18 protein-coding genes are annotated in these 16782 nt (G+C 58.0%); 8 read left to right on the top strand and 10 right to left on the bottom strand.

What is annotated here, in order from left to right:
• Positions 1–85: 85 nt before the first annotated feature.
• Positions 86–1111, bottom strand: coding sequence for an mRNA surveillance protein pelota (locus RJ40_RS12590; RefSeq protein WP_265581208.1), 1026 nt, complete (start codon positions 1109–1111; stop codon positions 86–88).
• Positions 1108–3009, bottom strand: a complete 1902-nt coding sequence (rqcH, locus tag RJ40_RS12585) for a ribosome rescue protein RqcH (protein ID WP_265581207.1) — start codon at positions 3007–3009, stop codon at positions 1108–1110. Before rqcH ends, RJ40_RS12590 begins: the two co-directional genes overlap by 4 nt.
• Before the next feature lie 53 nt (positions 3010–3062).
• On the opposite strand from rqcH, the gene RJ40_RS12580 reads away from it, so the two are divergent.
• Both RJ40_RS12580 and RJ40_RS12575 read left to right on the top strand, forming a co-directional pair.
• On the top strand, positions 3063–3440 hold the full coding sequence (locus tag RJ40_RS12580; RefSeq protein ID WP_265581206.1) for an EMC6-like membrane protein: 378 nt from the start codon (positions 3063–3065) through the stop codon (positions 3438–3440).
• A gap of 6 nt (positions 3441–3446) precedes the next feature.
• The gene (locus RJ40_RS12575; protein ID WP_265581205.1) at positions 3447–5219 is read left to right on the top strand and encodes a ribosome biogenesis/translation initiation ATPase RLI; all 1773 of its coding nucleotides are present in this window, start codon (positions 3447–3449) and stop codon (positions 5217–5219) included.
• Between the two features lie 490 nt (positions 5220–5709).
• Here the strand turns inward: RJ40_RS12575 and RJ40_RS12570 are convergent, their stop codons facing one another.
• Both RJ40_RS12570 and RJ40_RS12565 read right to left on the bottom strand, forming a co-directional pair.
• Positions 5710–6408 (bottom strand): class I SAM-dependent methyltransferase, encoded by a 699-nt coding sequence (locus RJ40_RS12570; protein WP_265581204.1) that lies wholly within the window; start codon positions 6406–6408, stop codon positions 5710–5712.
• Positions 6392–6979: a flavodoxin family protein gene (locus RJ40_RS12565; protein WP_220681736.1), complete on the bottom strand. Its 588-nt coding sequence runs from the start codon at positions 6977–6979 to the stop codon at positions 6392–6394. The genes RJ40_RS12570 and RJ40_RS12565 overlap by 17 nt, the downstream gene beginning before the upstream one ends.
• A 585-nt stretch (positions 6980–7564) precedes the next feature.
• Between RJ40_RS12565 and RJ40_RS12560 the strand changes: the two genes are divergently transcribed.
• The 3 genes from RJ40_RS12560 to RJ40_RS12550 all read left to right on the top strand — a co-directional run bounded on the left by RJ40_RS12560 (position 7565) and on the right by RJ40_RS12550 (position 10144).
• Positions 7565–7939, top strand: a complete 375-nt coding sequence (locus RJ40_RS12560; RefSeq protein WP_265581203.1) for a hypothetical protein — start codon at positions 7565–7567, stop codon at positions 7937–7939.
• 539 nt (positions 7940–8478) lie between these two features.
• Positions 8479–9093 carry a hypothetical protein gene (locus RJ40_RS12555; protein ID WP_265581202.1) on the top strand — a complete coding sequence of 205 codons (615 nt, stop codon included), beginning with the start codon at positions 8479–8481 and terminating at the stop codon, positions 9091–9093.
• Positions 9094–9304: 211 nt separating this feature from the next.
• Positions 9305–10144: a PepSY domain-containing protein gene (locus RJ40_RS12550; protein ID WP_265581201.1), complete on the top strand. Its 840-nt coding sequence runs from the start codon at positions 9305–9307 to the stop codon at positions 10142–10144.
• A gap of 18 nt (positions 10145–10162) precedes the next feature.
• Here the strand turns inward: RJ40_RS12550 and speB are convergent, their stop codons facing one another.
• Both speB and RJ40_RS12540 read right to left on the bottom strand, forming a co-directional pair.
• A complete protein-coding gene (gene speB / locus RJ40_RS12545) occupies positions 10163–11029 on the bottom strand; it encodes an agmatinase (RefSeq protein WP_265581200.1) in 867 nt (288 codons plus the stop codon).
• Positions 11030–11078: 49 nt separating this feature from the next.
• Positions 11079–11459 carry a translation initiation factor IF-5A gene (locus RJ40_RS12540; RefSeq protein WP_265581198.1) on the bottom strand — a complete coding sequence of 127 codons (381 nt, stop codon included), beginning with the start codon at positions 11457–11459 and terminating at the stop codon, positions 11079–11081.
• 67 nt (positions 11460–11526) lie between these two features.
• Between RJ40_RS12540 and RJ40_RS12535 the strand changes: the two genes are divergently transcribed.
• The 3 genes from RJ40_RS12535 (at position 11527) to RJ40_RS12525 (ending at position 13913) form a co-directional block, all read left to right on the top strand.
• Positions 11527–12303, top strand: coding sequence for a bifunctional fructose-bisphosphatase/inositol-phosphate phosphatase (locus tag RJ40_RS12535; protein WP_265581197.1), 777 nt, complete (start codon positions 11527–11529; stop codon positions 12301–12303).
• A gap of 5 nt (positions 12304–12308) precedes the next feature.
• The gene (locus tag RJ40_RS12530) at positions 12309–13127 is read left to right on the top strand and encodes an NAD(+)/NADH kinase (protein ID WP_265581196.1); all 819 of its coding nucleotides are present in this window, start codon (positions 12309–12311) and stop codon (positions 13125–13127) included.
• Positions 13128–13196: 69 nt separating this feature from the next.
• Entirely contained in the window at positions 13197–13913 is a 717-nt protein-coding gene (locus RJ40_RS12525) for a DUF169 domain-containing protein (protein ID WP_265581195.1), read from the top strand.
• Positions 13914–14195: 282 nt separating this feature from the next.
• Here the strand turns inward: RJ40_RS12525 and RJ40_RS12520 are convergent, their stop codons facing one another.
• The 4 genes from RJ40_RS12520 to RJ40_RS12505 form a co-directional block, all read right to left on the bottom strand.
• Positions 14196–14636 carry a hydrogenase maturation protease gene (locus RJ40_RS12520; RefSeq protein ID WP_265581194.1) on the bottom strand — a complete coding sequence of 147 codons (441 nt, stop codon included), beginning with the start codon at positions 14634–14636 and terminating at the stop codon, positions 14196–14198.
• A gap of 25 nt (positions 14637–14661) precedes the next feature.
• Positions 14662–15558 (bottom strand): glycine betaine ABC transporter substrate-binding protein, encoded by an 897-nt coding sequence (locus RJ40_RS12515; protein WP_265581193.1) that lies wholly within the window; start codon positions 15556–15558, stop codon positions 14662–14664.
• A 73-nt stretch (positions 15559–15631) separates the two neighbouring features.
• Complete coding sequence (locus RJ40_RS12510; RefSeq protein ID WP_265581192.1) at positions 15632–15766, bottom strand: hypothetical protein; 135 nt, start codon at positions 15764–15766, stop codon at positions 15632–15634.
• A 38-nt stretch (positions 15767–15804) separates the two neighbouring features.
• On the bottom strand, positions 15805–16692 hold the full coding sequence (locus tag RJ40_RS12505; RefSeq protein WP_265581191.1) for a glycine betaine ABC transporter substrate-binding protein: 888 nt from the start codon (positions 16690–16692) through the stop codon (positions 15805–15807).
• Between the last annotated feature and the right edge of the window lie 90 nt (positions 16693–16782).

The raw sequence follows: 16782 nt of genomic DNA, 5'->3' as shown, positions 1-16782 counted from the left end.
AGTTCACAGGGGGAGTTGAGGTGATGAAAAGAGGATGTTTTCTGCAGAGCCCGGTTTCCGGATCTATCCTGACAGGTACACAGACCTATCCGATCTTAAACCGCAGGAGCGCCGCCACCCCGCCCAGGGCTTCGAGTTGCTGGCCGGGTTCGAACTCGGAGCTGAGGACGACGACCTTTGCGTTCATCTGCTCGGCAGTCTCAAGCAGCCGGTTCACCCAGGGATCCCTGAGGTATTCGTCCAGGACGAGCACCTCCTCCGCCGCCCCGAAGTTGACAGCGTCGGCCACTTCAGTCCGTCCGTAGGTGACCGCCCCCCCGCTCCCGATCCGCTTGAGCACCTCCTCCATTCTGGTCACCTCACGGGAGAGCTGGAGGTCGCCGACCAGACGCTCGAGCACGCCCTGGCCGATCACGTCCTGGACGGCGCCCCGCCCGGTGCGCCTCGTCTCGACGGTGACGACCCGTTCGCCGAGGTCGGCGTCTTTTTCCTTGAGATACTTGACAAAGTCGTCCTTCACAAACCCCGGCCCGGCCACGACCACCGGTCCGGTCACCTTCGAGAGGGTGGCGAGGGCGTCGGCAAAGAAGGCGGATCTTTTGTCGGTGTCGACCCGTTTCCCGCTCCCGCCGGTGACGGTCACCACCCGCTCGGGACCGTACTGTCTGATGCGGAAGAGTTCGGCCTCACCCTCCTCGACGGTCAGGACATGGATGACGTCATGGAGTGTCGCCTCCACCGCCCGCTCGACCCGTTCGAGGTCGAGGGGCCGCCAGCGCCTGATGACCGAGACCTCGTGTCCGGGGTCGAGGTTGAAGGTGTGGTACGAGGCGACATCCACCCCGTACTCGATCGTCCCCCCGACCCTGAGACGGGTGGCGTACGCGTGGAACTCCACCTTCTCGACCCTGATACCCAGACGGACCGGTTTCTTCTCGGTCTTCTCGGGCCTGAGTTTGTCGGTCGCCCCGTCGACGCTCCGGAAGGTGGTCGCAAAGACCAGGTTGCCGGGCGAGATGAGGTGCTTGAGGTGCCAGAGGTCGTCGACGTTCTCAGGGAAGAGTTTCGCCTCGCCATACGACCGCTTCAGTTCTCCGAACTCGACTTTCATTCCTCTCCCACGATGTCGGTGCCGCCCGGCGGGACGAAGGCGGCGATCGCCTCGGTGTTGAGGGCGACCCGCAGACTCTTCCAGGTCTCCTCGCCCACCTTCTCTTTCAGGATCCGCTGGGCCTTCCTGGCGACGTCGTTGGGGCCGAAGGTGCCGGGCGTCAGTTCGAGGACATGCTCGGCCCGCTCCTTCACCGCTTCGAGCGGCCCGCCGATCACCGCCACGCTCGGTTTGAACTGCACCCCGATGGCCGCACCCAGGGGGACATTGCGGATATACCGCCGCTCGCCCCTGATGATGAACGCACCCCGCGCCACGTACTCGCCGGACTCGGGCGTCTTGCTCACCTGGTCGGGCCGCGCCATATATACGTCGGCGGTGAAGTGCCCGGCCTTCCAGGCATTCGAGTACGAGGCGGCGAACTGGGCCACCTCGTCATCCATATGGGCGGTCTCCCCCTTGACGATGACCACCGAACCGCCATGCACGTCGGCATGCACGAAGGTGTCCTTCCCCTCCATGTAGCGCTTGACCAGTTCCTCGTTCTGGGAGGCGTCTCGCCCGCCGAGGACCAGCGTACCGTCGGTGGTGTAGAACCACCTGAACCGGTGGAACCACTTCTTCTTCAGGAGCGTGAAGGTCTCTTTGGGCTTTTCCTTCTTCTTCGGCACACCGCGTGCCATCGCATCGATGGCGCCCTGCTTCTTCTTCCTGAACTTCTTGATCTGCCCGTAGTAGTGCTCAAGGTTTGTCTCCACGCCCTCGTGGACGTAGATCTTCACCCGCACCCCCTCGAGGTCGAGGTCGACGGCCGCATCCGCCGGGTGGACGGCCGCGATCACCTGTGCCGCCGGCAGGTCGCTCCCCTTCAGCACCGTCTCGATCTCCTGCCAGGAGCGCTCCCGACTCGCCGGGTCGAGGACGGCGATCACCTCCTGCACCACCGTGTAGTTGGTGTAGACGGCCTCGATCGCCTTCTCGGCCCTGGCGATCTTCCCGTCGAACTTCTTGATCGCCGCCTTCTGCTGCTGAAGGATCACCTCCTCCCTGGAGAGTTTCGGCTTCTTCTCCTCGGCCTTCTTCTCGGCCGCCGTCATGGGGTAGAAGGCTTCCAGCGCCTCGTTGAAGGTTGGGAACGCCTTCTTCTCCTCGCCGATCCCCCCTACCGGCCAGCACCCCTTATCGGTGATCACCGGGTGGCGGTCCCCCTCGATCGCGTCGAGGGCCCGGTGGAGGGCCGCATAGACCGCCCCGGCGTCGGCCTCAGGGGCGGGCATATTCTTGTCGACCCCGACATCGGCGCAGACCAGTTCGGCATATTTTCCGCCGAGAAGACATCTTACCGCCAGCGTCCTGACCAGATCGCGATCTGATTCCGCCAGCATCGCGGCAAACCCCTCCTCCTCGTACCCGCTGCAGTCAGTCCCCTCGGGAAGGACATACTCCTCGCCAGGCACGACCGCCCGGTCCTTGAACCGGTGGTGCAGGAGCGGTTTGACGATCACACCCTCCCCGTCGAGGAGGACGATATTGCCCTCGTCGAAGAGTTCGAAGATGAGTCTGAGCGTTCCCCCCTTCTTCCCGACATCGAGATAGAAGATCCGCTGGAGGCCGTACTGCCCGACCCCCACGACCTTCCCCCCATCAAGGTGCTTGCGCAAAAGCATCGCATAACTGAGAGGAAACATCGGAGCCTCGGGAAGGGAGCCGACGAGGTGGGCCCGCCGACCGACCTCGACGAAGAACTGATATTTGGCCCCGCCCTCGCCATTGAGCCTGATGCCCAGGGTCCTGTTGTCGTACTGGTAGATCTTGCCCACCCAGAGTGGGAGCATCTCCGAAAGCTCGGCCGTCATTGCCCTGACGTCGATCCCGCTCATCCCCTTCTGGTCTGCCATGAATTATACCAAATTAAATATGGCTTTGGCACCAAGAAATAGTCTACTGATGCATGATGAGCGAGGAGGAACAGTTGCAAATAACGCCTGAAGCGCCGAAGGGGAAGGGTGCGGATGAAAAGGCGCAAAAACAGGCTGCGCATATGCAGCGGATCAAACGGACTCTGGTGGCCTGTTTTATGGGCATTGCCATGGGTCTGGTCTCGTTCTATGTCTCCGGTACGGTGAACCCCGCAACCGGGCTGCAGCCAAATGCGATCATCGGCGTCCTCTTCCTCATGGCAGGGGTGGTCTTCCAGAAGCATATTTTTATGCTGATGCGGATCGACTACACCGAACTCGGCGGGAAGGACTGGTTCTATCAGGCATTCATGACCTTTGCCTTCTGGTTCATTTCCTGGTCCACCATGCTCACCACCACTCTGATGTGATCATCCATGCGCATAGCGGTCGTCCACAAAGACAAGTGCCATTCTAAGAAGTGCGGAAACGAGTGTATCATCTACTGCCCCAGAGTGCGATCCGGAGACGAGACCGTCCTCCTCGACGAGGAGGGCAAGGCCGTGATCTCCGAGGAACTCTGTGTCGGGTGCGGCATATGCGTGAAGAAGTGTCCGTTTGAAGCGATCGATATCGTGAACCTCCCCGAGGAACTCGAACACCCGACTCACCGGTACGGGCCGAACACCTTTGTGCTCTACGGCCTGCCCATCCCGGTCGAGGGAAAGGTGACCGGGATCCTGGGACCGAACGGTATCGGAAAGTCCACCTCTCTCCAGGTTCTGTCAGGCCAGATCAGGCCGAACCTCGGGATCTTCGAGGAGATGGTATCCTGGGACGAGGTGCTGAAGCGTTTTGCCGGGACCGAACTCTTCGACTATCTCAAGCATATCTCAGGGAAGGATATCAAAGTCGCCGTCAAGCCCCAGTACGTCACCTATATCCCGAAGGCCTTTGCCGGGACGGTGCGGGAGTTGCTCGCCTCCACCGACGAGCGGGGGGTGCTTGACCACCTGGTCGAGAACCTCAACCTCACCTCGATTGTAGACCGGGAGATCAAGAATCTCTCCGGCGGCGAACTGCAGCGGGTGGCCATCGCCGCCTGTCTTGCGAGGGAGGCCGACTTCTACTTCCTCGACGAGATCACGCCGTACCTGGATATCTACCAGCGGATGGCGGCGGCAAACCTGATCAGAGAGGTGGCCGGAACCCGTCCGGTGGTGATCGTGGAGCATGACCTCGCGATTCTGGACATGCTCGCCGATACGGTCCATGTGGCGTACGGCAAACCGGCGGTCTTCGGTGTGATCACCGGGCCGAAGGGGGTGCGGATCGGGATCAACGAGTACCTCGAAGGTTACCTGCCCGAGGAGAACGTGCGGTTCAGGGACTCGGCGGTGGTCTTCGAGAAGCGGGCCCATGCCGAGGAGACGGTGAGAGAAGATCTCTTCTCGTTCCCTGAGATGACGAAGTCGTACGACCGGTTCACGCTCACGGTGAAGGGCGGCGAGGTGAAGAAGGGCGAGGTGCTCGGGCTCGTCGGTCCGAACGGTATCGGGAAGTCGACCTTCGCCAAACTCCTTGCCGGGGTGGAAGAGCCCGACGGCGGCCCGATCGAGGAGAAGGTCACCATCTCATACAAGCCGCAGTACGTGAAGGCCGACTCCACCGACACCGTGGAGTTCATGCTCAGGCGGATCACCCGGCGCTTCGACACCTCCTTCTACCAGCACGAGGTGATCGAGCCCCTCGGCCTCAAGCAGATCCTCCAGTCGCCGGTCAACACCCTTTCAGGCGGCGAACTGCAGCGGGTGGCCATCGCCGTCTGTCTCTCCAGGGACGCCGACCTCTATATCCTCGACGAACCGAGCGCCCACCTCGACGTGGAGCAGCGGATGGGCCTGACCAGGGTGCTCAAGCATCATGCCGAGGGGAAGGAGTGCGGGGTGATCGTCATCGACCACGACATCTATCTCATCGACATGATCTCCGAGCGGCTCGTGGTCTTCGACGGCAAGCCCGGTGTGGCGGGCGAGGCGAAGGGTCCGTTCTCGATGCGGAACGGCATGAACCTCTTCCTCTCAGAACTCGGCGTCACCTTCAGGCGGGACAAGACGGGGCGGCCCAGGATCAACAAGCCGGGCTCGTATCTCGACCGCGAGCAGCGCTCGCAGGGCGAGTATTACTACGCCCTGCCTGAGAGTGAGTGAACAGAGTGGTTCCAGAGAACGCTCATACTTTTTTTGGCATTGTAGAATTTTTCATGAGGGGAAAGCACGCCTCAAGCATACGTGATGAAAATATCATAGTGCAAGTCTCTGGGTGTGAGAGGATCCTTCTCCTCGTGACAGGGGAACGGTCAGAAATCAAGCATCGTGCCGCCCCTCGGCTATCTTCGTCCGTGGGGGGTCCGGGGGGTGCAACCCCCCGGCGCGAGACGACAGGGAAGTTTCTGCAATTGAGGGCGGCATGCCTGATCATTCCATCACACCTTCCCAAACATCGGTGCCGGGGGCGCTGCCCCCGGAACTCTCGGGATTGCAATTGAAGCGGGGAAGGCAGAGGAATGGCCGAGAAGAGTCTCGATCCGATTGATCGAGCCCAGGATACTTCTGGGATATGCTTCATGGAAAAAACTTTTCATGCAGCATGCTTGAGGCGTGCGTTCGCTTCATGCCTGATTCAACAGAGCCGTCTCCCTTACATTTTCTTCAGCCTGACAATAATAACGACCGGCTTCTCAGCGTCATCATCCGTTTCCTCGTAAAAACCATCCAGTACAAACCCGGCATCAAAGCATTGATGGAAGATATCCTGCAATGACCGGTGATAATAAAGCTGGAGAACCGGTTGTCCCTGGATTGCCACACCCTCGTGGGTGCAGGCGGTGCGGTACCGTTCTTCCGGCCTGACAAAACACGGGTGGTGAGTGGAGAAGACAAAGATACCGCCGGGCTTCAGCATATCATACATCCCGTGAAGCAACGGACCTATATCTGCTATATCCATGACCGCCATATTTGCGACCGCCTTGTCAAACGAGCGTCCCTGTGCCAGGGAAAGGATCTGGTCTTTATCCGTGGCGTCACAGGTATGAAATGAGATCTGCGCCGGATATGCAGAACGGCGGCGTTTTGCGTGTGCGACAAGTTTTTCGCTGTAATCGAATGCGACAACCTGTGCTCCTTTTTCTGCGAGCCTCTGGGAAAAATTACCGTTCCCGCATGCAATGTCGAGGACCAGATCTCCTTCCTGAATATCAAGCAGTACTTCGGTATGCGGGCGTACTATAGAACAATGGAAAAAGTTGGAATCATCTCCCATCCGGGCATCCCAGAAGTCCGCATTTGTTTCCCAGCGATGCCTGCTTTCTTCTGTAGTATCAGGAAAGTTCTTCATTATTCTCACATTTTTTCAGGAGCCATGCCATGTTCTTCCCTGCGTCTTTTGCCCGCATCAGGCCTTCCTCATCTTCAAGAACCTCCCCGATCTCTCTTCCGACACCGACAACCGGGAATCCCGGCACTGTCATCCCGCCTATGAGCAGGAAATGCAGAAGGGTGTCAAGGGTATGGAACGTCCCGCTCCGCCGCACCGCGACCGCGGCCTGCGCCACCTTGCGCCGGTAGAGTCCACCGTTTGCCATGGACACCAGGCCTGCCCGGTCGATCAGGGCCTTCATCTCGGCGGTGACATCGGTGAAGTAGACCGGCGAACCGAGAATAATGCCGTCCGCTTCGACCATCCTGTCGATGCAGTCGTTGACACAATCATCATCAAAGACGCAATGCCCGTCCTTCTTCTCAAAGCATTTCATGCAGGCAGTGCATCCCCGTGCGACGCGTCCGCTGAGAGAGATCTCCTCGGTCTCGATCCCTTCTTTCCTGAGTTCTTCGAGCATCAGCCCGATAAGGATAGAGGTGTTCCCATTTTTTCGGGGGCTGCCGTTAAATGCAACGACTTTTGTCATCGTCAATTACCGTTTTCATTTTTGGAGTATCAGTTCTAATACATTGAGGCCGATTAAAGATTTTAATACAATTTTTTGGTGTAGTATCCCGCAATCATTTGACATCAGAGTTATATGCCGATGTGAGCAAACTCTCCGACCGGGATATCCGGGGTATCATTCGTCAATGGAAGGGGGGAAAACCTGTTCGTGATCTTGCCGATTACCATCACGTAAATCGGCAACGGATTTACCCGATTGTTTCATTTTATCGTGAGCATGGTTTTCCTCCCTGCAACCCCCCAGGAAAAATCCACCTCAATCCCGTCTGAGACTGAAGCCCTCGTGCTTACCGCCCACGAGATGTACTCTCTCGGACCAAACCACCTTGAAAAGAAAATTGAGAAAGAATATGGCGTCAATATTCCGCAAAATACGATCTATCGAATTCTTCTCACCCATGGGAGAGTGGTGATCAGTATGAGGAAGATGATTGCCCTGAACGGCCAGGACAGATGGCTCATCGCATTCATGGACAATTCTTCTCGTCTCATTACCTGTTTTCAAGGTTCCAAAGGGTAGCACCAAGAAGTTTAAATTAATAAAATGAGCACATATATTATGCGTAGGATATCTCTCTACATTTCAACTGTATCAATTGCATTCGTTCTCATTTTAGCTTCGCTCTCAAGCGGTTGTACTGATACAGGAAAAACCGAGGAAGAAACCGTTATTGGAACGATCTTACATGACGATAACGGGACATATATCATACAGGTGGAAAACGGAACACGCTATGTTCCTGTGAATCTGGACGAAGAGTATCAGATCGATGGCATGGTGGTGGGCTTTCGAGGGATCACTCTGGAAAATGATAGCGTGGCAGAATCACCAGGTATTCCTATCGAAATTCACTATATAGGTACATATGTTCCGCCCGGAGCAAATGCCACACTCAAACTTGAGAAAAAGTTGCCGTGAGATAATCTCGTATCGTACTGCAGAACTCAACCGGCTGCCTGAAGAAACCACGGGAACGGGTGCATCCCTTTCCCTAACAAACAGTCTGCATCGGTCCCGATCGTGAGGGAAATGATCAGACATGCCGCCCTCAATCGTAGAATCTTCCCAACCGTCTCGCGCCGGGGGGCGGCACGATGCTCGATTTCTGTTCGCTCATCGAACGCAAGAAGAAGGATCAAGGATCGATCCATCCTCACAACGGAGAGCCACAAGAATTTTCATCACGGATGCTTGAGCCCGAGGCTCATGCCCGATTCAACAAAGCCCATATTTCCAGGAAGGGGGATCAGTATATCTGTGCAGGAGTATGAATCGAATTATATTGGTGTGTTGATATCATCATATCCACCAGAAAGGCGTCTGCAACCTTGAACGGTTCACCCTCAGGTAAGGTTTTGATGATGCGTTCCGCCTGATCGGGGGCACGGCCCGGTGAACTTCGCATGAGTATCCGGCTCCGCCTCTGCAATCTCAGAGAATAGGAGGTATGAAGATCCATGAAAGCCCTGAAATTGATCGTCCTCCTGCTTGCAATGCTCATCGCGGTGACGACGATGGTGTCGATGCTGGGCGCGGCGGGAGAAGGATTCAATGAACACGATCGTGCTGAGGTGAACAAATCCACAGATGTGCCGGATCATTTTATTCCTCCGGAATATTTCAAGGACGCAAGACCTGCAACACCCCTGCCAGAATCAGAAATGATCTCTTTCATTCTCTCAGAAAAAACGCTCAACACATCGGCGCAGGATAAAAGAAACGGGATCATTGAACTCCCTGGTTCATCTCCATGTCAAGATCCCCGGTTCATGAAATACAGAGAACACCAGACTATATTCATCGAAACAAACATCGATCCCGATGATGCGGTAGTTCTGGTACGGATGCCAGAGAGCATGTACGAAAGATTCCTTGCCGATGCACAGAATAACACGATAACTTTACCCGCATCGCACTTCTGCATGTTTTACGATAACCTCACTGATCTCGATACCCATATCGCATGCAATGGGAGTGTTTTAACGGTACTTCCCGGGGAATCGGATGCGAACAAAAATACTACGATTCCCCCACCAATAGAAACCCCCTCCCAGTCAGGAGTTCTGGGATGACCTCTATGACTGGTATCACCCTGGCAGAAGGGACGATACTTTGAGATACGGTGCATTCCCTCACTCATGAGAAACCGGTGAGACCAATCCTACGCCTTCGCTCATCTCCACCTCACGACAATAAGAGGATCGTCACAGAAAGCACAAGTACTGTGGGTGCCATAGCCGGAACTGTGGATGACCTATGGCACCCCCTCACAAATCCCCACGTGTGATCTATCTCCTCGTCACCGCCCTCCTTGCAGGATGCGTCCTGCTGGGGGCGGCAATGCTCCTCTCACCGACTGAAGAAAAACAGGCGAGCGCAGAGATCGATATGAACGAGAGCGCGGCACGCTCGATCGTACGCGCCGAGATCCCTGCCGCAGAGATGCCAGTGGAAGGAAACCTCATGGACGACGCTCCTGAAGACCCGGTCTGGGAGTTTCAAGTCCGCTCGAAAGATGAGGGATCAGGAGTGATCGGGATCGACACAAAGACCGGAGAAGTGTCGTACGCCTACGGCGAGATCGCGGATCGTGCGGGGGTGAATACCGGCATCAGTATGGAGAAGGCGGGAGAGATCGCTGGAAATCATCTCAGGGGCGAAGAGATCGAAGGCACCCTCACCGATCCCGATGTGTCGTACGAACCCCCGCACTTTGCCGGGGATATCGGACGCTACCGGGTCACCTATGTGCGGATGATCGACGGGATCCCCTCCTTTGACGGCGTCCGGATATTCATCGATCCAGAGGACGGCACGGTCCTGAAATATCATATCAATTGGGACCTCCCTGCGACGATCGAGACCGACCCGACCCCCACCCTCTCCGCCGCAGAGGCTACCGTGATCCTGACGACCGCCATGGAAGAGAAACGCGGGTCGAAGGGGATGACGATCCTCTCGACCGAATTGCGCTGGTATGACCAGGATGGCGAGCAGATCTCTCTGGCCTGGAAGATCGAGTTCGAAGACGATTATGTCAGGCCTTATGACGCGGGCCCAGCGAGCGCCTGGCTCGACGCGCATACCGGCGAGGAACTCCTCCTCTGCTACTACTTAGACTGAAGAAATGAAGCGAGGGGCTCAGAGCCCCTCTTTCCCCGCCCAGTTCCAGGCGATGAACTCTCGGATCAGTTTTGCGGCGACGGCCGCCGTCTGACCGGCGTCGACCGGGCAGACCTCGACATAGTCGAAGCCCGACGCCCGTGCGGCAAAGGCGCGCACCACGCTGCGGAGATCCCAGGTGGTGATCCCGAAGGGTTCGGGCGTCCCCAGGCCCGGGGTAAGACAGCAGTCGACGGCGTCGGCGTCGACGGAGAGGTACAGGCTCCGGTCACCGACCGCCGCCCGTATCTCCTCGATCACCGACGCAATCCCCCGCGCCCGCACCTCGTCGGCCGTATACATGTGGAGCCGCTCCGACTCCTCGACGAGTTCGAACTCCTCGGCAGGTCCGCTCCGCGCCCCGATGACAAAGATGTCCTCGACGTCCAGATCCATCACCCGCCGCGTCGCGCAGGCGTGGTTCCATTTCGTCCCGCCGAACTCGTCGCGCAGGTCCAGGTGGGCGTCGCAGACGACATAGCACTGAGGCTTCACCGCCTTCACCGCGCCGGGCGTGATCGTGTGCTCGCCGCCGATCATGATCGGGATCTTCCCGTCGGCCGCGATCATCGCCGCCGTCTCCTCCACCTGCCCGACCACCAGGTCGGGGAGGGAGAGCGGTTCGAGGTCGCCGAGATCGGTGACCGGCACCTCCCAGAGTTCGACGCCGACGCTCGGAAGATAGGTCTCGAAGTTGTACGACACGGCCCTGATCGCCCCGGGCGCCTCGCGCGATCCCGCGCGATATGACGACGTACCGTCATAAGGCACGCCGAAGACCACATACCGCGCATCGGTATATTCGGCCTCGGCGTCCGCAAAAAGGTTATTTAAGAATGCTTCCATGGGTATGCACCCCTGGTTCAGCCACAGGCCTCGAGGGCCGGCGGCAGGCTCAGAGGTCCAGTTTCCGCTTGTTGAGCGCCTCGATATACTGGATTTCCTGCCCGGCCTCAAGTTTGGAGATGACGTCCTCGGAGAGATCGAGTTCGAACATCTCGAAGTCCTTGACGTCCATCAGTTGAACGGTGGTGCCGGCGACCGAGATGATCTGGGCCATCTTGCGTTCGACGATCGGCACATAGACCTTTGCCGAAACCGGCTGCACAATAGAGCGCTTCTGCCCGTCGAAGATACCGACCACGTCGATGCGTGCCTTTGCCGCACCATGCTTACCCGGCTTGGAGGTGGCGATCGAGAGAATCTTACATGGCTCATCATCGACCACAACGTACCTGCCTTCCTTTAATTTTCCAGTCTCAGTTTGTTCCTTCATTGAGTTCACGCTCGCAGTAGTAATTTATCTGAAAGGCAGTAAATAAATACAACGCACGAGCGTTTCCATGGACTTCATACAATGGTGCGAGCACCTGGCCGACAGAGTGGAGGAGGAGGTCAGGGAGATCGCAGGCACGCCGGAAGGTGGAAGATATATCAAGATGGGTGCCGACGGCACCCCGACCGAGAGGATCGACCAGGTAGCGGAGGACTGCGTTGTGGCGGCCCTGCAGGAGGAACCGGTCTGCAAACGCCTCATCTCCGAGGAACTCGGGCGCATGGAAATCGGCGGAGAGAAGGGTACCATCTACCTCGATCCCGTAGACGGAACCTACAACGCGGTGCATGGGATCCCCTTCTACACGCTCTCGATCGGGTACGGCGAGGAGGGCATCCTCAAGAAAGGTTTTATCAGAGACCTCTGCACTCATGAGACCTTCTGGGGAGAAATAGGGAAGGGCGCATATGTCGACGGCAAACCGTGCCGGGTCTCACAGACCGCTCTCCTCGAAGAGAGCGCGCTATCGGTCTATGGAAGAAAGTTCGATCCGAGCAGCGTCCTCCGCCTCGGCCAGCAGATCAGGCGGTGGCGACTCCTTGGTGCGTCCTCGCTCGAACTCGCCTATGTCGCCTGCGGACGGCTCGACGGTTTCGTGGACGTCAGGAATACCCTGCGGATCACCGACGCCGCCGCCGGGATCGTCCTCTGCCATGCGGCAGGCGGCACGGTCACCGATCTGGACGGCCAGGCGATCACCTTCCCCGACGAGGTGAGCATGGGGCGCTGCCTCATCGCGACCAACGGCGCCATCCACAACAAGGTCATCGAATATCTGAGGTAAGTGACGTGAAAGCGCTCCTGATCTCGCGGATTGACGTCCCCGATGTGCTGAACTATGCCGCCGAGGTGGGGGATCTCCTCCTCTCGTACGGTTATCACGTGGCCTTCGAAGGGAGCACGGCCATCGCCATGGGCCGTGAAGAAGAAGGGGAATGGCTCGACGAGACCGATGCCGATATCGTCGTCGCCATCGGCGGGGACGGGACGGTCCTCCTCGCCGTCCAGAAGATGAAGCGGCAGATCCCGGTGATCGGGATCAACAAGGGGCATGTGGGCTTTCTCGCAGAACTCGAGTCCGGGGAGGTGCCGGCATTCTTCCGCAACCTCCAGAGGCGGATGCGCCTGGAACTGCGGATGCGGATCTCGCTCGGCACCGACTCAGAGCACCTTGGCGAGGCCCTCAACGAAGCGGTAATCGTCACCGCACGCCCGGCAAAGATGCTGAAGTTCACCATCGTCATCGACGGCGTCGAGGTAGAAGAGTTCAGGGCCGACGGTCTCATCGTCGCCACCCCGACCGGTTCGACGGCCTATGCGATGAGCGGCGGCGGACCGATCGTCGACCCCAAGTTCGACGGGTTTCTCCTCGTCCCGCTGGCCCCGTACATGCTCTCCTCCCGCCCGCACCTCATCGACAGCAGTCGAGACCTGAAGATCAGGCTGGAGAGTGCGAAAGCAGCTCAACTCGTGCTCGACGGCCGGGGCAGTGTCCCGGTCGGCACCAACGTTGAACTCACGATCCGGCGAGCCGAGAACCCGGCAGTCTTCATCGACGCCGGGAAAAATTTCTTCCTGAAGGTGCGCGAGAAACTCCATTCTCTCTAAACCCATATTTTTCCTCCATACCCACATTTTTTATCTCCTGGATCAGAGTAGAGAGTGGAGGTAACCTCGATGGAAGACATAAGAACCACGATTGATTATGCAGAAGTCTCTGAGAGCCTGAAAAAGAACCTTGGTCTCTCAGGTTCGCCGGTCGCCGTAAAGTTCGCCCGGACGGAAGAAGAAATCCCGGAGGGCGTCGAAGCGCTCGCCGAGAACACCCGCCACTGCCAGATGGTCAGTCTGGCCAGGAAGGAGGGGAAGATCTTCTATGCAACCGCGGACAAGCACTCGTGCTCGGGCGGTGCCTGGGCTCTCGGGCTCAAGGAGATCACCCCGAGCCTGAAGTCAGGCGAGTTCTACTTCAAACTCGGCAAGTTCGACACCTGGGCGGCGTGCAAGCGGACCATCGACCGCATCCCGCACCTTGAGTCGGGGACGACCTATGCCACGATGTATGCCCCGCTCGAGAAAACGCCCTTCACTCCGACGGTCGTCCTCATCGTTGCCGAGGCCAGGATGATGCTCAAACTTGCCCAGGCCGTGCTGTACAAACTCGGCGGAAGGATCGAGTCGAACTTCTCCGGGATCCAGTCGGTCTGCGCCGACACCGCCACCCAGACCTACCTCAACGGGAAGGTGAACTTCTCGCTCGGGTGTGACGGTTCCAGAAAGTTCTCCGGGATCGAGGACGGCGAGATGGTCATGGGCATCCCGGTCGAACTCCTGCCCGATATCGCCGAGGCACTCCCGATCGTCACCGGCGCACCGGGCTCGGTCAAGAAGTAGACGTCCGGGATTTGTCCTGATCTTAGAACTTTTTTTTTTTGCTCTGGAGAATTTTTCATAGTTCTGTCGTGACGATCCTCCGATCAAAGATTGCAGGGTTCCGTAGAAAGCCTCGATCACTCTCCTCTCACCATGGCAGCAGGCGAGAACAGAGCACCTCACCGCCCCCCGGCGCGAGAGAGCAACTGAGAATTTCCTTCTGTCGGGGCGACCATTTTGATCGATCTGCCTTCCCACCTCCTTGCACAAGAATAGGCACTCTAAAGAGCTGGAATAACTCCTTTACTCCCTCCCCACCTCTTCGAGCACCCGCCGGCACGCCTCAGGAACGGCCGCCGTCACCTCAGGGGTCAGAACTTTCGAGAACGCCTCGATCTCTCCTCCCTCGATCCCGACGATGACCACCTCGGCGGTCACCCCGACCTCGCGGGCGAGGGCAAGCGTCTCGGCGATCCCGAGGTCGTGGAGGGACATCGGGAAGGCGGAAGAGGGAGGCACCTCATGGAAGACCTGCACCTCGCCGGGTGTTCCCATCCCGGTCGTGGCGTCGACGATGACGACGCGATCGCACTCCTCCATCAGGGGTATGAGCCCGAACCCGCCGAGCCCTCCGTCGACGACATCGAGTTCAGGGTGTTCTACAGAGAGAGTTTCCATCACAGCATGACCGACACCGTCGTTGCCCATATAGGGGTTGCCGCAGGCGATGACCCGGACCTTCATCAGAAAAAAGGGGTGTTCGGTATTATTATGCCTTCCCAAGCCAGGCATCGACCTGGTCGGGGTGGGCGTCGAGCCACTTCTGCGCCGCCTCGGTCTCCGACATCCCGTCGTCGATATCGAGCATCACCGATTGCATGTCGTCAGGGGTCCAGAAGAAACGCTGAAGGATCGCATATGCTTCGGGATCATCCTCGGCCAGGCCTGTGCGTGCGAGGGTGGCGACGTGCTCTTCGCCGCCATAGATGCCCTTCGGGTCTTCGAGGTACTTCAGATCCCAGCGGGCAAACTTCCAGTGTGGGGTCCATCCGGTGACCACGATCCACTCCTCGCCCTGAACCGCTTTTCTGAGGGCCGAAGCCATGCCGGCACTCGAACTGTAGACAAGTTCATAGTCAAGGTCGTACTCCTTGATCGCCTCCTCAGTCGCGGACATGATCCCGGCACCAGGTTCGACACCGGTGATCTTGCCGTCGAACCGATCTTTGACACTGTTCATCTCCTCAATGGAGTCGATGGTCACATAGGTCGGGACGACCAGGCCGATCCTGGTGCCGTTCATGTTTCTGCCGACTTCGTCGATCTGATCTCCGAACTTCTCCATATAGGCCCCATGGGTTCTTGGCAGCCATGAAGAGACAGTGAAGTCAAATTCGCCTTTCGAAAGTCCCTGGTAGAGAGGGGCGGCATCGACCGCAATGAGCGTGACATCGTAGCCCGCCCTCTCGAAGACCTGTTTGATCACATTGGTGCTCGCGATCTCGGAGTCCCAGAGGACGTAGCCGATGGAGATCGATTTCTGTTCGGAAGTCTGCGTCCCGGCAGGAGGAGGTCCGTCGCCGGTGCCGGTGCACCCGGCAGCGAAAAGACATGCAACGGCCAGAAGAGTGACAAGGATACATGATAATTTTCCAGATTGAATCATACATTACACCTTTCCAGAGTTTTTCGTGGTGTCTCCGGGCACAGGGTCCGGGCCCTCCGGTCAGGAGAGATCATCAAAACCCGCCGAGACTGCTCACAACGATCATCGGCTCAAAGGTATGAGCAGGGAAAACCGTCCTCACAACAGCGCGTCCGACACCGTCGTTGCCCAGATGCAGGGTGCAGCAGGCGATGACCCGGACCTTCACCAGAAAAAAGGGAGTCGTAATTATTATATCTTTACATTTTAGGCCGCTATCCCGATCCAGGCCTTGACCTCTTCGGGGTGGGCGTCGATCCACTTCTGTGCGGCGTCTTCGGGCGTCATGCCCTCTTCGATATCGAGCATCACGCTGTTCATGTCCTCGGCGGTCCAGTGGAAACGTTCCAGGATCCCGTAGGCTTCGGGATCATCTTCGGCCAGACCCTGCCGTGCAAAGGTGGCGATATATTCGTTCTTCCCGAAGACGTCACGCGGCTCGTCCAGGAACTTCAAATCCCAGCGGGCGAACTTCCAGTGCGGCGTCCACCCGGTGACCACCACCCACTCGTTGCGGTCGATCCCTCTCTTCAGGGCGCTGACCATCCCGGCGGTCGAACTCGGGACGAGTTCGTAATCCAGATCGTACGCTTCGATCAGTTTTTCGGCCGTGTGCATGGTCCCCGAACCCGGGTCGATCCCATAGACCTTCCCGCCGAACTTCTCCCTGACCACAGGGTCATTGAGGTCTTCCACCGAGTCGACAGTCACATAGGACGGGACAACCAGGCCGATGAACGCCCCGCCTTCGAGGTTCTTCCTGACCAGGTCGATCCGATCCCCATATTTCTCCCAGTACACGTTCTGCGTCACCGGGAGCCATCCCGAGACCGAACAGTCGATGTCTCCCTTTGCAAGCCCTTCGAAGAGCGGAGCGGTATCGACGGCGGTGATGGTGACGTCGTAGCCGGCCTGCTCGAAGACCTGCTTGATCACGTTGGTACTCGCGATCTCGGAGTCCCAGAGGACATAGCCGATAGAAATCGATTTCTGTTCTGAAGGCGGTGCCCCCCCGGTGCAGGTGCATCCGGCGGTGAGGACAAGTGCAACAACGGCCAGGAGGCAAAAGACCATAATTATGCTGGTTTTTTTCATGTTCATCATTCAGGATGCAAAATGTGTTCATCAGGTGGCACGCAGGAGTGCCAGGGCCTCACGAAAGAGATGTCCAACGTCGTCGTTGCT

The sequence above is a fragment of the Methanofollis aquaemaris genome (assembly GCF_017357525.1).
Lineage (GTDB): Archaea > Halobacteriota > Methanomicrobia > Methanomicrobiales > Methanofollaceae > Methanofollis > Methanofollis aquaemaris.
The sequence above is the reverse complement of the archived record's forward strand: the minus strand, read 5'-3'. Positions and strand labels throughout refer to the sequence as shown.